Genomic DNA, 16,685 nt, shown 5'->3' with positions numbered 1-16,685 from the left:
TCCAGGCGGTCATCATGGACCTGAGTTTCGTTATCCTTGTCGAGATCCTTTACGCGGTGGCGTCGCTGGTTCTGATCAGCGCGGGCCTTGCCGTGGTTTTCGGCATGATGAAGGTGATCAACCTCGCGCATGGCGAGTTCATGATGATGGGCGGCTACGTGACCATCACCGCTGTCGGACTGGGCGTGAACGTCTTTGTCGCCATGCTGGTGATCGCGCCGCTGATCGTGGGGCTTATCGGGCTTGTGGTCGAACGTCTGGTGATCCGGCACCTGTACGGGCGGCTGGTGGACACGATGCTGGCGACATGGGGACTGAGCCTGGTGTTCATCGGGCTGGCGACGATGATCTTCGGCAATACCACCACCGGCATTTCAACCCCGATTCCCGGTTTCGCCGTCGGGGCCTACCAGATCAACGGCTACAACTTTTTCATTATCGTGGTCTCGGTGCTGCTGGTGGCGGGCATGTACGCGGTGCTGCGGGGCACGCGCGCGGGGCTGATCGCGCGCGGTGCGATGCAGCGGGCCGACATGGCTGCCGCCCTGGGCTACAGCCCCGACCGCATCTACATGGCCACGTTCTTTTGCGGCTCGGCGTTGTCGGGGCTGGCGGGGGCGGTGCTGGCGCCGCTGGTGGGGCTGGTGCCCACCTCGGGCGGGGCCTACATCGCCAAGGCGTTCATCACGGTGATCGCGGGCGGTCCGGCGCTGATCGCCGGGCTGGTCAGCTCCGCCGCCAGCTTTGGCGTCGTCAGCCAGGTCTTCAGCTTTGCCGTATCGCCTGTGATCGGCGAAGTCGCCCTGCTGGTGGCGGCCGTGATCCTGCTGCGGGCCATGCCGCAGGGCATCACCGCGCGGCTGTTCAAGGGGAAGCTGTGATGACGCGGACAGTCGCGCGGGAGGTTCTGCTGACGCTGGTGGTCTCGGCCCTGATGATCTGGACCCTGCCGATGCTGATCGGCACCTATACGCTGACGGTGCTGGTGATCTACGGGATGCTGGGCCTCAGCCTGGGGTTGATCTGGGGCTTTGGCGGGATCCTGTGTTTCGGGCAGGCGGCGTTCTTTGGCCTCGGCGCCTATACCTACGCCATAGCGGCGATCAACATCGGCGAAAGCACCCTGCCGATGCTGCTGGCCGTCGCGGTGCCCGCCATTTTTGCCGCGCTGCTGGGCGCGATGATGTTCTACGGGCGGTTGGGGGATGTCTACCTGGGTGTGATCACGCTGGTGGTGACGCTGATCCTGTTCAAGTTCGTCAACTCCACCGCCGGGCCGCAATACACCATCGGCAGCGCCCGGCTGGGTGGGTTCAACGGCATCCCCGGTTTCCAGACCCTCAACGTGCCGGGCGATCCGGGAGCGTACATTTGGGGCGATCCCTATTTCTACGTCTGTGCCGTATTGCTGGTGATCGTGTTTTTGCTGGTCAGCTGGCTGCTCCGGTCGTCCTTTGGGCGCATTGCGCTTGGTATCCGCGAGAACGAGACCAGGATGGGGCTGATGGGATACGACGTGGCGGCGCGCAAGACGGTGCTGTTCGCCATCGGTGCCGCCATCGCGGGGCTGGCCGGGGCGTTGTTCGCCAACTGGGCCGAAATCGTCACGCCGAACCTGTTCTCGCTGGGGCAATCTGCCGAGATTATCATCTGGTGCATCGTCGGTGGACTGGGCACCCGGATCGGGCCGATCCTGGGCGCGGCGGGGCTTGCCTATCTCAAGTTCCTGCTGGGCCAGCAGAGCGTGATCGACAACACACTGATTACCGGGCTGATCCTGGTGCTGTTCGTGCTGTTCCTGCCCCGCGGGCTGGCCCCTGCGGCGGCGGCGCTGATCCAGGCGGTTTCGGGCCGCGCAAGGCGCAAGCCGGATGCCCGCCGGATGCGGAGGGTGCGGCATGGCTGAGACGGTGCTGGAAACCCACGGGCTGACCATGCGGTTCGGCGGCGTGACCGCCAGCGACAATGTGAACTTCAAGCTGAAATCCCGCGAACTGCGCTGCCTGATCGGGCCGAACGGTGCGGGCAAATCGACCTTTTTCAAATGCGTGACAGGGTTGCTGACCCCGACAGAGGGCCATGTCTTCATGAGGGGGCAGGATGTGACCGGCTGGCAGCCGCACCAGATCGCGGCGCTGGGGGTCGGGATCAAGACCCAGAAGCCCAATGTGCTGGACGCGCTGAGCGTACACGAAAACATCTGGCTCGCCGCAAGGCGGTTTCATGCGGTGGCGGAAGCGGGCGCGCGCACCGACGAGATGATCGCGCGGCTGGCGCTGGGACACATCGCCCGCACCCCTCTGGGGCAGCTGGCCCACGGCGAACGGCAGCGGGTGGAGCTGGGGCTGGTCGCGGTCTCAGACCCCTGGCTGGTGCTGCTCGACGAACCCGCGGCGGGGATGAGCGCGCAGGACGTGGAACGGATGACGGCGATCATCCACGATCTGACCCGGACGGCGGCGGTGGTGATCGTTGAGCATGACATGCAGTTCATCCGCGCCATCGCGAACCAAGTGACGGTGTTTCATCAAGGCGCGGTCCTGATGGAGGACCACGTGGACCGTGTGATGTCCGACGCCCGGGTGCGGGCCGTCTACCTCGGGAAGAAGAGCTGATGGATCAAGACGAAGAGACACTGCTGTCGGCCCGTGGTCTTTCGGGCGGGTATGGCCGGGTGCCGATCCTGCATGGCATCGACCTGGATGTCGCGGCGAACGAGGTTGTCGGCGTGCTGGGGCACAACGGCATGGGCAAGACAACGCTGCTGAAGACGCTGATGGGGTTCCTGCCGCCAACCGCCGGGCGCATCCGGTTCGGCCAGACCGACATCACCCGCCTGCCGCCGAACGAACGTGGGCGGCTGGGGCTGGGCTATGTCCCGCAGGGGCGGGGGATTTTCCCGCAGCTGTCGGTGCGCGACAACCTGCGCTTTGCCTGGCATGACTATGGCGCGGGAACCGAGGCTGAGGTGATGGAAAACGTGTTGGCCGATTTTCCGCGCCTGACCCGGTTGCTGGACCGCGACGGCGGGGCGCTGTCCGGGGGCGAACAGCAGCTTTTGTCGCTGGCGCGCTGCCTGATGGGCGACCCGGCGTTCCTGTTGCTGGACGAGCCGACCGAGGGCATCCAGCCGTCGATCATCGAAGAGATGTCCGAGACCCTGTTGAAGCTGCGCGACAAGCGCGGGCTGTCGATCCTGATGGTCGAGCAGAATTTCGACTTTATCGCGGACTTGTCGGACCGCGTGCTGGTGCTGGAACGGGGGCGGATCACCGGAACCCTGAGCCGGGCGGACTTGTCGGACCGGGCGAAGGTGGACAGCTTCCTCGGCTTCGGTGCGGCCCGTGGCACGCGCGGCGGTCATGGTCCCGCACCCGGCCCCGCGCGGCACGCGGGCACGCCCGCTGTGCCGCCGCCCCCGGACATGCGCCAGCCGCGTGCAGCGCCTGAGCCTCCCTCAACATTTGCATCAACGGTGACTTCAATGACCATCAGACGCCCCACTCTGGTCCAGATGCGCAGCATGGCCGACCGCTTTGGCATGTCGCTGTCGGACGCTGACCTGCAGGAATATACCGAAATCATAGAGCCCTACATGCAGGCCTATGACCGGTTGGACGCCATGCCCGACAACCTGCCGGAGGTCCGCTATCCGCGCAGTCCGGGGCATTTTCCGGCCCCGTCCGACAATCCGCTGAACGCCTGGTACGTCAAGACGGAGGTGCGCGGGGCGCCCGACGGGCGGCTGCGCGGCAAGCGGATCGCGCTGAAGGACACGATCTGCCTGGCCGGGGTGCCGATGATGAATGGCTCATCCATCATGGAGGGCTACACCCCCGAGATCGACGCCACCATTGTCACCCGGATGCTGGACGAGGGCGCGGTGATCGCGGGCAAGGCGCATTGCGAGAACTTCTGCCTGTCGGGCGGGTCGCATACCAATGCAAAGGGGCCGGTGCACAACCCCTGGAAGCGCGGCTACATGGCAGGCGGGTCATCGTCCGGGTCGGCGGCGTTGGTGGCGGCGGGAGAGGTGGACATGGCCATCGCCGGCGATCAGGGCGGGTCGATCCGCATCCCCGCTTCCAACTGCGGCTGCTATGGGATGAAACCCACGCATGGACTGGTGCCCTATACCGGGGCGATGCCGATCGAACAGACCATCGACCACCTTGGTCCGGTGACGAACACGGTCGCCGACAACGCGCTGTTGCTGGAGGTGCTGGCGGGCGAGGATGGTCTGGACCCGCGCCAGTACAAGCCAAAGGTATTCAGCTATACAGAGGCGCTGGGGCGCGGGGCGCAGGGCATGCGCATCGGCATCCTGAAGGAAGGCTTCGGGCATCCCAATTCGGAACCGGACGTGGACCAGAAGGTGATGCGGGCGGCAGAGCGGTTCCGCGACCTGGGCGCGCGGGTCGAAGAGGTGTCAGTGCCCGAGCATCATGTGGCGATGGACGCCTGGACCGCAATCACCCTGGAGGGGCTTCAGGACGGGATGATGTGGGGGAATTCCACCGGGACCAACTATCGCGGGCTGTTCCTGCCGTCGATGACGGACCACATGGCCCAGTGGCGCGGTCGGGCCGATGAGTTGAGCCATTCGCTGAAGACCTGCATGTTCGTGGGTGAACATTTCCAACGCCAGTACCGGGGACGATTCTACGGCAAGGCCCAGAACATCATGCGACGCTGCAATGACCGCTATCTTGCTGCCTTGAAGCAGTACGACCTGTTGCTGATGCCGACCCTGCCGATCAAACCGCAGCCGCATCCGCCCGCCGACTGTTCGTTGAGCTTGTATGTTCAGCGGGCGTTTGAGATGGTGGCGAATACTGCGCCGTTCAACGGCGGCCTTCCGGCGATGAGCCTGCCCTGCGGTTTTTGCGAGGGGTTGCCCATCGGGATGATGCTGGTCGGCCCGCACTACGGCGAGATGAAGATCTACCAGGCCGCCCATGCCTTTGAACAATCGGGCGACTGGCGCAGCATGTGAGGAGACTTCGGATGACCATTCTGAATGAGAGCATCGCCGGTCGCATCCAGAACTTTGGTCTGGACGAGGGGGCGGCGGAGACCGCTGCCGACCTGGCGCCGCAGGACGGCAAATCCTATGTACGGGGGGGCAGCAAACCGCCGCTCGCCTATGCAACGATTCCGCAGCTTCTGCGCGACGCGGTGTCGCGGTACGGTCCGCGCGACGCGCTGGTCTTTCCCGACGCGCGGCTCAGCTATTATGACCTCGACCGGGCGGTGGATGCGCTGGCCTCGGGCCTGCTGGCGATGGGGCTGGCCAAGGGCGACCGGCTGGGCATCTGGTCTCCGAACCGGGTGGAGTGGGTGCTGACCCAGTTCGCCACGGCGCGGATCGGCGTGATCCTGGTGAACATCAACCCGGCCTATCGCCTGTCCGAACTGGAATATGCGCTGAACAAGGTCGGCTGCACCGCGCTTGTTCTGGCGCGGTCCTTCAAGACGTCGAACTACGTCGAGATGCTGCGCAGCCTCGCACCGGAACTCGACAGCTGCGAAAAGGGCCGCCTGCACGCGGCGCGCCTGCCGCAGTTGCGGCATGTGGTGGTGATGGGCGATCAGGCGGGCGACAAGGGGGTCTGGAGCTTTGACGAGGTTTCGACCCTGGGCGGTCCGGCGCAGCAGCTGCGCCTGGCCGAGATCGACCGGACGTTGCAGCCGGACGATGCGATCAATATCCAGTTCACCTCGGGCACCACGGGGCAGCCTAAGGGGGCGACCCTGTCACATTACAACATCCTCAACAACGGGCGCTTTGTCACCGACCGCATCCGGCTGACCGAGAACGACCGGCTGGCGATCCCGGTGCCGCTGTATCATTGCTTTGGCATGGTGATGGGCGTGCTGGGCGCGGTCAGCAAGGGCGCGGCCATGGTCTTTCCGGGTGAAGCCTTCGACCCGGACCAGACGCTGGACGCGCTGGCCGCGGAACGGTGCACCGCGCTTTATGCGGTGCCGACCATGTTCGTGGCGATGCTGCAGAAACTGGACGAGGTGCCGCGCGATCTGTCGTCGATGCGCACCGGTATCATGGCGGGCGCGCCCTGTCCGGTGGATGTGATGAAACGGGTGAACGACCGGATGAACATGAAGGAGGTGACGATCTGCTACGGCATGACCGAAACCTCGCCGGTGTCGTTCCAGAGCTTCGTGGATGATACCGTGCGCCAGCGGTGCGAGACCGTGGGTCGGGTGCATCCGCATCTTGAGGTCAAGATTGTGGACGAGGACGGACAGATCGTGCCGGCGGGCACCCAGGGCGAGCTGTGCACGCGGGGGTATTCGGTGATGAAGGGCTATTGGGAGGACGACGCCCGCACCGCCGAGGCGATCCGCGACGGCTGGATGCACACCGGGGACCTGGCGGTGCTGGATGACGACGGGTTCTGTGCGATCACCGGCAGGGTCAAGGACATGATCATCCGGGGCGGCGAGAACATCTATCCGCGCGAGATCGAGGAGTTTTTGTACAGCCATCCCGACATCAGCGACGTGCAGGTTTTCGGCATTCCGGACGACAGGCTGGGCGAAGAGGTCTGCGCCTGGGTGATCCCCCGGCGCAACAGCACCCTGACGCCCGAGGCGGTGGTGGCCCATTGCCAGGGCAACATCGCCCATTTCAAGGTGCCCCGTCATGTGCGGATCGTCCAAGAGCTGCCGATGACCATCACCGGCAAGCCGCAGAAGTTCGTCATGCGCGACCGTATGGTCGAAGAGCTGGGCCTGCAGGGCGGCTGACCGCGTGCCGGGTCAGGGGCCCGGCGGTTTGGCCGGGCGGTGTTCGCGCCAGATGACGAACAAGCCGCTGCAGATGATGACGCCCGCGCCGATGAAAGCGGGCGCATCCGGTACTTCGCGCCAGATCAGCCAGCCAAAGGCGGTGGCCCAGACGATGCCGGTGTAATCCAGCGGCGCGACGATCCCTGCGGGGGCGAGGCGAAAGGCCTGTGTCATCATCGTCATGCCTGCGGTGCCGGACAAGGCGATGGCGACGAAGAGCCACAGGGTCTCCGGCCGGACCGGGGTCCAGAAGAACGGCACGATCAGCGCGCTCAGCACCGCGCTTGTGCCCGTGAGATACAGCAGCATGGTCCAGACGCTTTCCCGGCTGTCGACCCAGCGTGCGCTGAGCATCAGCACCGCATAGATCAGCGCGGTCAGGACCGGCAGCAGCGACACCGGCTGGAATGCCGCGCTGCCGGGCCGGATCACGATCAGCACGCCGATGAAGCCGACGATGACCGCCTGCCAGCGCCGCCTGCCCACGATCTCGCCCAGGAACAGGGCGGACAGCGCGGTGATGAACAGCGGCGCGACAAAGATGAGCGCGGTCGCTTCGGCCAGTTCGAGGTGTCGGAAACTGGTGAAGAAAAGGATCGTGGCGGCGATCCACAGAACGCCGCGCACCAGATGCGCCGCCGGTTTGTGCGAGCGCAACGCGCCCCGCCCGCCAAGCACGAGGACCAGGGCCAAGGCAAAGGGCAGGGCGATCACGTTGCGCAGGAACAGGATTTGCAGCGGCGCATGATCCGCGACCAGGAATTTCGCCAGCGCATCGTTCGCGCTGAGGCAGGCGACACCGGCGCACATCAGGATGATCCCGGCGCTGGTGCGTTCGGGCGTCTCCGCGGCGGTGGTCTGGGCGGGCTTGTTCATGGGGGCAGGTTAGGGTTGGCCGGAAGCAATGGGAATAATATTGTACAGGCTGAACCAATACAGAAAACATATCGGATACCGGCTTGAACCTGCGCCAGCTCAAACATTTCGTCGCGGTTGCCGAAGAGCTGCATTTCGCCCGTGCCGCGGCGCGGCTGAACATGACCCAGCCCCCGCTGAGCATGTCGATCCGCAGTCTGGAACAGAGCATCGGCGCGGTGCTGTTCGACCGGGGCGGCAAGCGGGTCGCGCTGACGCCCGCCGGACAGGTCTGGCTGGGCCATGCCCGCCGGTTGCTGGCGGATGCCGAGGCGCTGCCGCAGATCGCCCGGCGCGCGGCGCGGGGCGAAACCGGTGTCCTGCGCCTGTCCTTTGTCAGCATCGCCAGCTTCACGCTGTTGCCCGACCTCGTCTGCCGGTATCGCCGCGCCCGGCCCGATGTGCGGGTGGAGCTGCGCGAGGCGACCAGCGATGTGCAGGTCGAGGCGCTGGAGAAAGGCGAGATCGACGCCGGTATCGTGATCCGCCCCGCCGGGGCATTCCGCCCGCCGCTGGCGCATCGCCGGCTTCTGTGCGAGCCGCTGGTGGCGGCGGTGCCGGCGGCCTGGGCGGCGCAGGGCAGGGACCGGGTGGATTTCGGCAGCCTTGCGGATGCGCCGCTGATCCTGTTCCCGCGCCACTTCGCCCCCGCCTATTACGACAAAGTTGCGGATTGCTACGCGGCGCAGGGCCGACCCATGCGGATTTTCCAGGAGGCGATCCAGATGCCCACCATTCTGGGAATGGTGGCGGCGGGTCTGGGCATTTCGCTGGTGCCGCGTTCCATGTTGGGGATGGAGCGGGCAGGGGTGCGCTATCTCGCGCTCGATGGCGACGTGCCGGAGATCGAGGTCTGCATGATCTGGTCGGAGAGTGCGGCGCTGCCGGTGCTGCAGCCCTTCCTGGCGCTGCTGGACGAGAGCGGGCCAGATAACCCGGCGGAATAAGCAGGGGCGGGATTGGAATTGTTCCTGTGCCGCGACTGCCATTAACCTTTGCCTGAGTGATCCGTCGGGCCGGATGCGGGCGTGTTCCCGGCGGCGGCGGAGCTGGAGAATAGGGTGCTGGCCGCCCTTGGCAAAGCCTTGGCGCTTTTTGCCGAAACCATGGAAAGGTGACACATGACCCGGTTGTTCATTGGCGGAATCGCGACGGAAACGAACACGTTCAGTCCCGTACCCACCACCATGTCGGATTTTGAAACCGTTGGCATCTACGCGGGCACGGCCACGCAGCGCCCGCCGCAGCATTTCACCGCGCCGCTGCATGTCTGGCGCGCCAATGCCGAAGCGGAGGGGATCGAGGTAATCGAGGGTCTGATGGCCGCGGCACAGCCCGGCGGTACAACCCTCGCCCCCGTCTGGCACGAGTTGCGGGATCGGCTGCTTGCCGATCTGCGCGAAGCGGGGCCACTGGATATGATGCTCTTGAACCTTCACGGGGCGATGATCGCGGCGGATGAATTCGACTGCGAAGGCGCGCTGCTGGAGGCGGTCCGGGAGATCTGTCCCGACGCCGTGATCGGGTGCGAGCTTGACCTTCACTGTCACCTGACACAGCGCATGATGCAGGCCGCCGACCTGATCGTTCCCTACAAGGAATATCCGCATACCGATATCGTCCCGCGGGCAGAGGACCTGTGGTCTTTGGCGCTGCGCACCCGGCGCGGAGAGCTGCGGCCAACGGGCGCCACCGCCGAATGCTACATGTTGTCCGTCTGGCACACGACCAGCCCCCCGATGAGCGATTTCGTCGCCGGGATGACGGCGCTGGAGGATGAGGGCGCGGCGCTCTCGGTCAGCTTTTGTCACGGTTTCGAGCTGGGTGACACGCCCGATCTGGGATCGCGGATGCTGGTCTATACCGACGGCGACCCGGAGGCGGCCCAGAGCCTGGCCGACCGGCTGGCGGACGAGATCTGGGATTTGCGCAACGACACCTGGATTGAAACGATGAACGAGGCCGAGGCGGTCGCGGCGGCGCTGGCCGCGCCACGCGGTCCGGTCGTCATCGCGGATGTCGCGGACAATCCCGGTGCCGGGGTTGGCGCGGACAGTACCTATCTGCTCAGCGCGCTGATCGACGCGGGCGCAACTGGTTCGGTTCTGGGTCTGCTCTACGATCCGATGGCGGTTGCGATCTGCGTGGGGGCGGGCGAGGGCGCCGCCCTGCACCTGCGGATCGGTGGCAAATTCAGCCCGCGCTCGGGGCCGCCGATCGACCTTGAAGTCACGGTAAGGGCGGTTGTCGACGATCTGCAACAGACCACCGTGGCGGGGCAGCGGATGTCCTGCGGGCGCGCCGCCCTGGTGGAGACAGAGGGCGGTATCCGCATTGCCATGATCGACCGCCGGATGCAGACCTTTCACCCCGACGCCTTTGCCGGTCTCGGTCTGGATGTGAAAGATCTGGACATTGTGGTCGTGAAGTCGACGCAGCATTTCCACGCGGGCTTTGCCCCGGTCGCGGCCGACATCCTGTACTGCCAGTCCAGCACCGCCATCCGGTTCGGGGGGCCGGAGAACCCTTTCAAACACCGTGACGGTAACTATTGGCCCCTGACGGAAGACCCACGTCCGAAGTGACGGCCCGAGAGGCGCGTTCAACAGGTGAACAAAATGACATCGCCTCTTTCCCGGTCGGATGCTTTCGCGCCACGGTTTCGGCGGAGGAGACACGATGCTGGATACACGAAACCCGGGACGAACCGGGGGCGCTGACCGCCACTTTCGGGACCACGCGGTCGCGGAACGCCGCCATCGGGGCCGGGGGGCTTGCGCCAGATGCTGACATTTTTTCACGCTCCGGGCAGCTGCTCGAACGGAATTCTTTTTCTGCTGAACGAGGTCGGGGCCGAATTCGAATGCGAGCGCATTGATCTGCGTCTGGGGGACCAACGGCAGCTGCGTTACCGCGCGCTGAATCCCAAGGGCAAAGTTCCGGCGCTGCGCCTGCCGGAGGGTGAGGTCCTGACCGAATTCCAGGCTATCGCCCTTTGGCTGGCCAGCGCCTATCCCCAGGCCGGGGTGTTGCCGCGCGGCCAACTGGGGCAGGCGCGGATGATGGAGGCGCTGGATTTCATCGTCGGGTCCGTCCATATGCGCGGTTTCACCTTCCTGAAGATGCCCGGAAAATTCCACACCGACGCCGACGCGCAGAAGGCCATTCAGGCGTATGGCAGGTCGGAGGTGGAGCGGTGCCTGATCCTGCTGTCAGACATGTTGGGCGACAAGGACTATCTTCTGGGGGACTTCTCGGCGGCGGATGCGGCGCTGTTCTTTGTGTTGCACTGGGCGGAAGAAGAGACATTGACCCTGCCGCCGAACCTGGCCGCCTGCCTGCAACGCCTGCGCGCCCGGCCATCCTATACCGCCACCAAACCGGGACTGGTCCGCAACTCTGTCCGGCCTACGTGCTGATGGCGACGCTGGCGGTTATTGGCCCGGTAATCAACATTATGTAAAAAATGCACCACAAAGCCAGGTTCGCGCCTGAAGGAAGAGCCGTCCGGCGCTGTCTGGCTCTTTCAGCAGATGCGTTGAACCTGCGCGGTGGCGTGATACAGTTCGCTGAACCGAGGGGGGTCCCGACAAGGGGCTGAGATATCGCTGGCACCTTTGAGCAGCGCGATGACCCTTTGAACCTGATCCGGATCATGCCGGCGAAGGGACAGGACCGCTGCGTTTTCTTGCCCTTGCCGGCCTCAGCAACAGAGGCCGTTATGTCATCTACTCCTTCTCCCCATCGACCGATCGCTGCGGTCATTGCCGTCGTCGTCAGGCGCGGCCAGGTCCTTCTTGTGCGACGCGCTCATCCGCCGGACGCGGGGAAATGGGGATTTCCGGGCGGCAAGATCGAGCTGGGCGAGACGGTGCATGCCGCCGCCCTGCGGGAGCTGTCCGAGGAAACCGGCATATCCGCCGAACCGCTTCGGGCGTTCGGGACGCTGGATGTCTTCGACCGCGCAGCCGACGGCGGGCTGAACCGGCATTTCGTCCTGATCGCGGTCCTGTGCCGCTGGACGGCAGGACAGCCGGTCGCGGCAGACGATGCGCTGGAGGCCCGCTGGTTCGACCTCGGCACGCTTGAGGAGGGCGGGCTGGCGCTGAGCCGTGATGTCGCAGAGGTCGCGGCGGAGGCAGCCGCGCTGGTGTCGGGCGGTGGATCATGATTGCCAATGTTCTGACCGTTGCGGGCACCGACCCTTCCGGCGGCGCGGGGATACAGGCGGATATCAAGGCCATGTCCGCGCTTGGCGCCTATGCCGGTTCCGCGATCACGGCTGTCGTGGCGCAGAACACGCAAGGTGTGCGGTCCTTCGTGGCGCTGGACCCCGCCTTTGTGGCGGATCAGATGGATGCGGTGCTGGAGGATCTGCGCATCGACGCGGTCAAGATCGGGATGATGGCCAATGCCGCAATTGCCGAGGTGGTGGCGGACCGGTTGCGTCATCACGGGGTGCGCCAGATCGTGCTGGATCCGGTAATGGTGGCCAAGAGCGGCCATGCCCTGCTCGACCCGGAGGCCGTGGCGGCGGTGCGCGCGCTGCTGGTGCCGATGGCGACGGTGATCACACCCAACCTGCCCGAGGCCGCGGTCCTGCTGGGTCGTGAGGATCACTGGACAGCAAATGCCATGCAGGCGGCGTTGCCCGATCTACTGGCGATGGGGCCGGACTGGGTGCTGCTGAAAGGTGGGCATCTGGAGGGCAGCGCCGACAGCACCGACTTTCTGGCGGGACCCGGGGGCGTCACCGCCTTTCCCGCGCCGCGCATCGCCACCACCAACGACCACGGCACGGGCTGCACGCTGTCGTCCGCCATTGCGGCGCTGTTGCCCCGGATGGCCGTCCCGGAAGCTGTCGGAGAGGCCAAGGCCTATCTTCACGGGGCGCTTGCCGCGGCTGACCGGCTGGGCGTGGGCCGGGGGCGCGGCCCGGTGCATCACTTCCACGCGCTCTGGCCGCCGCGCTGAACCGAGGGCGCCCCGTCTTGCCATTCGGCGCAACAATGTCCAACATGCTGGCACCCTCAGAAGGAGATTGATGCACAGAAGCCCAAGCTGAACCGCCCCCTGGGCCTCAACCGGCAGATTCTGCCGACGGCTTTTGTTTGTCATTTCTTTTGAGAGGAGCACAGATGCACACCTCAGACCTCGTGATCCGACCGTTCGACAAAGCGACGGATCTCAAACCCCTGTCGGACGTCTGGTTCGACGCCTCCCTGCGGGCGCACCCCTTTCTAGGGCGGGCGCGCCTGACCGAGCAGCGCAGGCTGATCGAGGACCGATACCTACCCCTGGCAGACACCACGGTGGCCTGCCTTTTCGACCGTCCCGTCGGTTTCATCAGCCTGCTCGACAGCTTCATCGGCGGTCTTTTCGTTGCCCCGGCCCGTCAGGGTCAGGGCATCGGGTGCGCGCTGATCGCGCGGACCAAGTCGCGCAAGGCGGAATTATCGTTGGAGGTCTATACCGCCAACGAGGCCGCGATGCGGTTCTATGCCGCGCAGGGGTTCGGCGAAGTCTCGCGCCGGGGTCACGACGACCAAGGCCTGCCGCATGAGAATGCGCATATGGTCTGGGCCGGTTGACCCGCACGGTCGGGCGGCTTTCGCCGCCCGCCTCTACGCCCTGTTCACGCCGGTTGGCGGTCGATCCTCTGCCTCAGGGTACGCGCGGCGGCTTCGGGGTCGGGCTGGCCGCAGATCGCGGACACCACGGCGACGCCCTGAGCGCCTGCGCTGAAGGCCTGCGCCACATGGTGGGCCTTCAGCCCGCCGATGGCCACGGCGGGCACGGGGCTGGCCGCGACCTGCGCCGCCAACCCGTCAAAGCCCACTGGCGTTTTGTGATCGAGCTTCGACCGCGTGGCAAAGACCGGCCCCGCGCCGATGTAATCGACCAGCGCCGGATTGGCGGCGGCGGCCAGCGCGGGTGTCTCGACCGACAGCCCCAGCAGCATCGCCGCGCCGATCCGCGCGCGCGCCTCGGCCACCGCCATGTCGCCCTGCCCGATGTGCAGCCCGTCAGCCCCGATGGCGACGGCGGTCTCTACATCATCGTTCACGATCAGCACCGCGCCGGTCCCCGCCAGCGCGGTCTTCAGCGCGCGACCCGTCTCGATCATCTGCGCGGTGTCTGCCGTCTTGTCCCGCAGTTGCACCGCTGTCGCCCCGCCCGCCACGGCGGCGCGGGCGGTTTCCACCATGCCGACCCCGGCGCAAAGGCCGGGATCGAGCACGAGGTAGAGCGAGAGGTCAGGACATCGCCTCACGCGGGCACCGCCGCGTCGCGGATGACCACGTCGGCCAACGCCTCCGGCGTGACCGCCGTCAGCGCATCGAGGAACCGTGGCGCAAAGCTGCCCGGCCCCGCGGCGCCCGCATGCGCCTGCGTCCCCGCCACCGCGAAATGGGCCAGCGCGCCCACCGCACCGTCAAAGGGATCTTCGGCCACCGCCGCATAGGCCCCGCAGAGGCAGGTCAGCGAACAGCCAAGCGCGGTGTTCATCGGCATGAAGGGCGAGCCGCCCTCGATCCGCACCGCGCGGTTGCCGTCGGTCACATGGTCCACCGCGCCGGTTACTGCGACCACCGCCCCGCTGGAGCGTGCCAGAAGCCGCGCGCCCTCTTGCGCCGCCTCGACGGCGTCGCGCCCGTCGACCCCCTGGCCCCGGCTGGCCTCGCCCGCCAGCGACAGAATTTCCGAGGCATTGCCCCGGATGATCGTCGGACCCAGCGCCACCAGTTCGGCCGAGATGCGTCGCCGGTAGCCGGTGGCCTGACAGGCGACAGGGTCCAGCACCCAGGGCCGCCCCGCGTTCTGCGCCCCCCGGATCGCGGCGCGCATCCCTTCGACGAAGGGCGCGCTGAGCGTGCCGATGTTGACTGTCAGCGCCCCGGCGATGCCGGCGAATTCCTCGGCCTCTTCGGCGTCGGATACCATCGCGGGCGAGGCCCCGGCGGCGATCATCACGTTGGCGGCGATGTTCATCGCAACGTAGTTGGTGATGCATTGCACCAGCGGCGGTTCGTCCCGCAGGGCCTTCAGCAGGGTTTCGGGTCTCTGGCTCATGTCTTGTCCTCCAGCGGGATATACAGCTTTCCGCCTTCACGGAATTTCTCGGCCATGCGTTCCATGCCGTCCTTCTGCGCCTCGGCGCGGATGTCGTGGGAAATCCGCATGGAGCAGAACTTCGGCCCGCACATCGAACAGAAATGCGCGACCTTGTGGGCCTCTTTCGGCAGGGTCTCGTCATGCATCGACCGGGCGGTTTCGGGGTCGAGCGCGAGGTTGAACTGATCCTCCCAACGGAATTCGAACCGCGCGCGGCTCAGCGCATCGTCGCGGGCCTGCGCCGCCGGATGCCCCTTGGCGAGATCCGCCGCATGGGCCGCGATCTTGTAGGTGATCACACCGGTCTTGACGTCGTCGCGATCCGGCAGCCCGAGGTGCTCCTTGGGCGTCACGTAACACAGCATCGCGGTGCCGAACCAGCCGATCATCGCCGCCCCGATGCCGCTGGTGATGTGGTCATACCCCGGCGCGATGTCCGTGGTGAGCGGCCCGAGCGTGTAGAAGGGCGCCTCACCGCAGGTCGCAAGCTGTTTGTCCATATTGGCCTTGATCTTGTGCATGGGCACATGGCCCGGCCCCTCGATCATCACCTGGCAGTCCTTGGCCCAGGCGATCTGGGTCAGTTCTCCAAGCGTCTCCAGTTCCGCAAACTGGGCCTGATCGTTGGCATCGGCGATGGAGCCGGGGCGCAGCCCGTCACCGAGGCTGAAGGACACGTCATAGGCCCGCGCGATGTCGCAGATCTCGTCGAAATGCTGGTAGAGAAAGCTTTCGCGGTGATGGTGCAGGCACCACTTGGCCATGATCGACCCGCCGCGCGATACGATCCCCGTGACCCGGTTCACCGTCATCGGGATCATGTGCAGCCGGACCCCTGCGTGGATGGTGAAATAATCCACCCCCTGCTCGGCCTGTTCGATCAACGTGTCGCGAAAGACCTCCCAACTCAGGTTCTCGGCCACACCATCGACCTTTTCCAGCGCCTGATACAGCGGCACGGTCCCGATGGGCACCGGGCTGTTGCGGATGATCCAGTCGCGGATGTTGTGGATATTGCGCCCCGTCGACAGGTCCATAACCGTATCCGCGCCCCAGCGCGTGGCCCAGACCATCTTTTCCACCTCTTCCGCCATCGAGGAGGTCACGGCGGAATTGCCGATGTTGGCGTTGATCTTGACGAGGAAATTGCGCCCGATCGCCATCGGCTCGGCCTCGGGGTGGTTGATGTTGGCGGGGATGATCGCCCGGCCCCTGGCGATCTCGTCGCGGACGAATTCCGGGGTGATGATGTCCGGGATCGCCGCGCCGAAGCTTTCGCCGTCCCGCGCCAGCGCCACGGCCTGTGCCTTGCGGCCGAGGTTCTCGCGGATCGCGACGAATTCCATTTCCGGCGTCACGATCCCGGCACGGGCATAGGCGATCTGGGTGACGGCCCGGCCTTCCGTTGCGCGACGGGGCGGATTGCGGACGGGGAATTCCGGCACCAGCCGCGCCCCCTCGGCAAAGCCGTTGTCGGCGGGAGTCGTGTCGCGGCCCGCGTAGGTCTCGGTATCGCCACGGGCCGCGATCCAGCCCTCGCGCAGGCGCGGCAGGCCCCGGTCGAGGACGATCTCGGCCTCCGGGTCGGTATAGGGGCCGGAGCTGTCGTAGACGGTGACGGGCGGCTCGCCCGCCGTGGGGTGCAGGTCGATCTCGCGCATCGGCACGCGGATCTCGGGGTGCCGCTCGCCCGCGTGCCAGACGCGGCGCGAGGCGGGCAGCGGCCCGGTGGTGACGGTTGGGGTCAGGTCTTTCATCGGTCGGAGCCTCCATGGCCATAAGCGTTGGAGACCCAGTTCCGCGTCGAATGGAGGAAACGGCAGCACAAATGTCGAAGACAT

At 66.0% G+C, this 16,685-nt stretch carries 15 protein-coding genes and 1 riboswitch; of the genes, 11 read left to right on the top strand and 4 right to left on the bottom strand.

Annotated features, from left to right (window positions below; all coding sequences use genetic code 11):
* Positions 1–14 precede the first annotated feature (14 nt).
* The 5 genes from FIU94_RS20065 to FIU94_RS20045 are packed head-to-tail and all read left to right on the top strand — an operon-like array spanning position 15 to position 6,771.
* The gene (locus FIU94_RS20065) at positions 15–881 is read left to right on the top strand and encodes a branched-chain amino acid ABC transporter permease (protein ID WP_152467586.1); all 867 of its coding nucleotides are present in this window, start codon (positions 15–17) and stop codon (positions 879–881) included.
* Entirely contained in the window at positions 881–1,906 is a 1,026-nt protein-coding gene (locus tag FIU94_RS20060) for a branched-chain amino acid ABC transporter permease (protein WP_152467585.1), read from the top strand. Before FIU94_RS20065 ends, FIU94_RS20060 begins: the two co-directional genes overlap by 1 nt.
* A complete protein-coding gene (locus FIU94_RS20055; protein ID WP_152467584.1) occupies positions 1,899–2,615 on the top strand; it encodes an ABC transporter ATP-binding protein in 717 nt (238 codons plus the stop codon). Before FIU94_RS20060 ends, FIU94_RS20055 begins: the two co-directional genes overlap by 8 nt.
* Complete coding sequence (locus tag FIU94_RS20050) at positions 2,615–4,996, top strand: amidase (protein ID WP_152467583.1); 2,382 nt, start codon at positions 2,615–2,617, stop codon at positions 4,994–4,996. Before FIU94_RS20055 ends, FIU94_RS20050 begins: the two co-directional genes overlap by 1 nt.
* 11 nt (positions 4,997–5,007) lie before the next feature.
* Complete coding sequence (locus FIU94_RS20045; RefSeq protein WP_152467582.1) at positions 5,008–6,771, top strand: AMP-binding protein; 1,764 nt, start codon at positions 5,008–5,010, stop codon at positions 6,769–6,771.
* A gap of 12 nt (positions 6,772–6,783) precedes the next feature.
* On the opposite strand, the gene FIU94_RS20040 is transcribed toward FIU94_RS20045, so the two are convergent.
* Entirely contained in the window at positions 6,784–7,689 is a 906-nt protein-coding gene (locus FIU94_RS20040) for a DMT family transporter (RefSeq protein WP_152467581.1), read from the bottom strand.
* An 83-nt stretch (positions 7,690–7,772) separates the two neighbouring features.
* Between FIU94_RS20040 and FIU94_RS20035 the strand changes: the two genes are divergently transcribed.
* The 6 genes from FIU94_RS20035 (at position 7,773) to FIU94_RS20010 (ending at position 13,319) form a co-directional block, all read left to right on the top strand.
* Entirely contained in the window at positions 7,773–8,675 is a 903-nt protein-coding gene (locus FIU94_RS20035; protein ID WP_152467580.1) for a LysR family transcriptional regulator, read from the top strand.
* 174 nt (positions 8,676–8,849) lie between these two features.
* Entirely contained in the window at positions 8,850–10,313 is a 1,464-nt protein-coding gene (locus tag FIU94_RS20030) for a M81 family metallopeptidase (protein WP_152467579.1), read from the top strand.
* A gap of 198 nt (positions 10,314–10,511) precedes the next feature.
* The gene (locus FIU94_RS20025; RefSeq protein WP_152467578.1) at positions 10,512–11,147 is read left to right on the top strand and encodes a glutathione S-transferase family protein; all 636 of its coding nucleotides are present in this window, start codon (positions 10,512–10,514) and stop codon (positions 11,145–11,147) included.
* Between the two features lie 148 nt (positions 11,148–11,295).
* Positions 11,296–11,415: riboswitch (TPP riboswitch) on the top strand.
* Between the two features lie 112 nt (positions 11,416–11,527).
* Positions 11,528–11,899, top strand: a complete 372-nt coding sequence (locus FIU94_RS20020) for an NUDIX hydrolase (RefSeq protein ID WP_368407154.1) — start codon at positions 11,528–11,530, stop codon at positions 11,897–11,899.
* A complete protein-coding gene (gene thiD, locus FIU94_RS20015; RefSeq protein WP_152467576.1) occupies positions 11,896–12,702 on the top strand; it encodes a bifunctional hydroxymethylpyrimidine kinase/phosphomethylpyrimidine kinase in 807 nt (268 codons plus the stop codon). Before FIU94_RS20020 ends, thiD begins: the two co-directional genes overlap by 4 nt.
* A 164-nt stretch (positions 12,703–12,866) precedes the next feature.
* Entirely contained in the window at positions 12,867–13,319 is a 453-nt protein-coding gene (locus FIU94_RS20010) for a GNAT family N-acetyltransferase (protein ID WP_152467575.1), read from the top strand.
* A gap of 44 nt (positions 13,320–13,363) precedes the next feature.
* Here the strand turns inward: FIU94_RS20010 and thiE are convergent, their stop codons facing one another.
* The 3 genes from thiE to thiC all read right to left on the bottom strand — a co-directional run bounded on the left by thiE (position 13,364) and on the right by thiC (position 16,601).
* Positions 13,364–13,936, bottom strand: coding sequence for a thiamine phosphate synthase (thiE, locus tag FIU94_RS20005; RefSeq protein WP_254702713.1), 573 nt, complete (start codon positions 13,934–13,936; stop codon positions 13,364–13,366).
* Between the two features lie 62 nt (positions 13,937–13,998).
* The gene (gene thiM / locus FIU94_RS20000) at positions 13,999–14,802 is read right to left on the bottom strand and encodes a hydroxyethylthiazole kinase (protein ID WP_152467574.1); all 804 of its coding nucleotides are present in this window, start codon (positions 14,800–14,802) and stop codon (positions 13,999–14,001) included.
* Complete coding sequence (gene thiC, locus FIU94_RS19995; protein WP_152467573.1) at positions 14,799–16,601, bottom strand: phosphomethylpyrimidine synthase ThiC; 1,803 nt, start codon at positions 16,599–16,601, stop codon at positions 14,799–14,801. Before thiC ends, thiM begins: the two co-directional genes overlap by 4 nt.
* Positions 16,602–16,685: the final 84 nt, after the last annotated feature.

Source organism: Sulfitobacter sp. THAF37 (assembly GCF_009363555.1).
GTDB lineage: Bacteria > Pseudomonadota > Alphaproteobacteria > Rhodobacterales > Rhodobacteraceae > Sulfitobacter.
The sequence above is the reverse complement of the archived record's forward strand: the minus strand, read 5'-3'. Positions and strand labels throughout refer to the sequence as shown.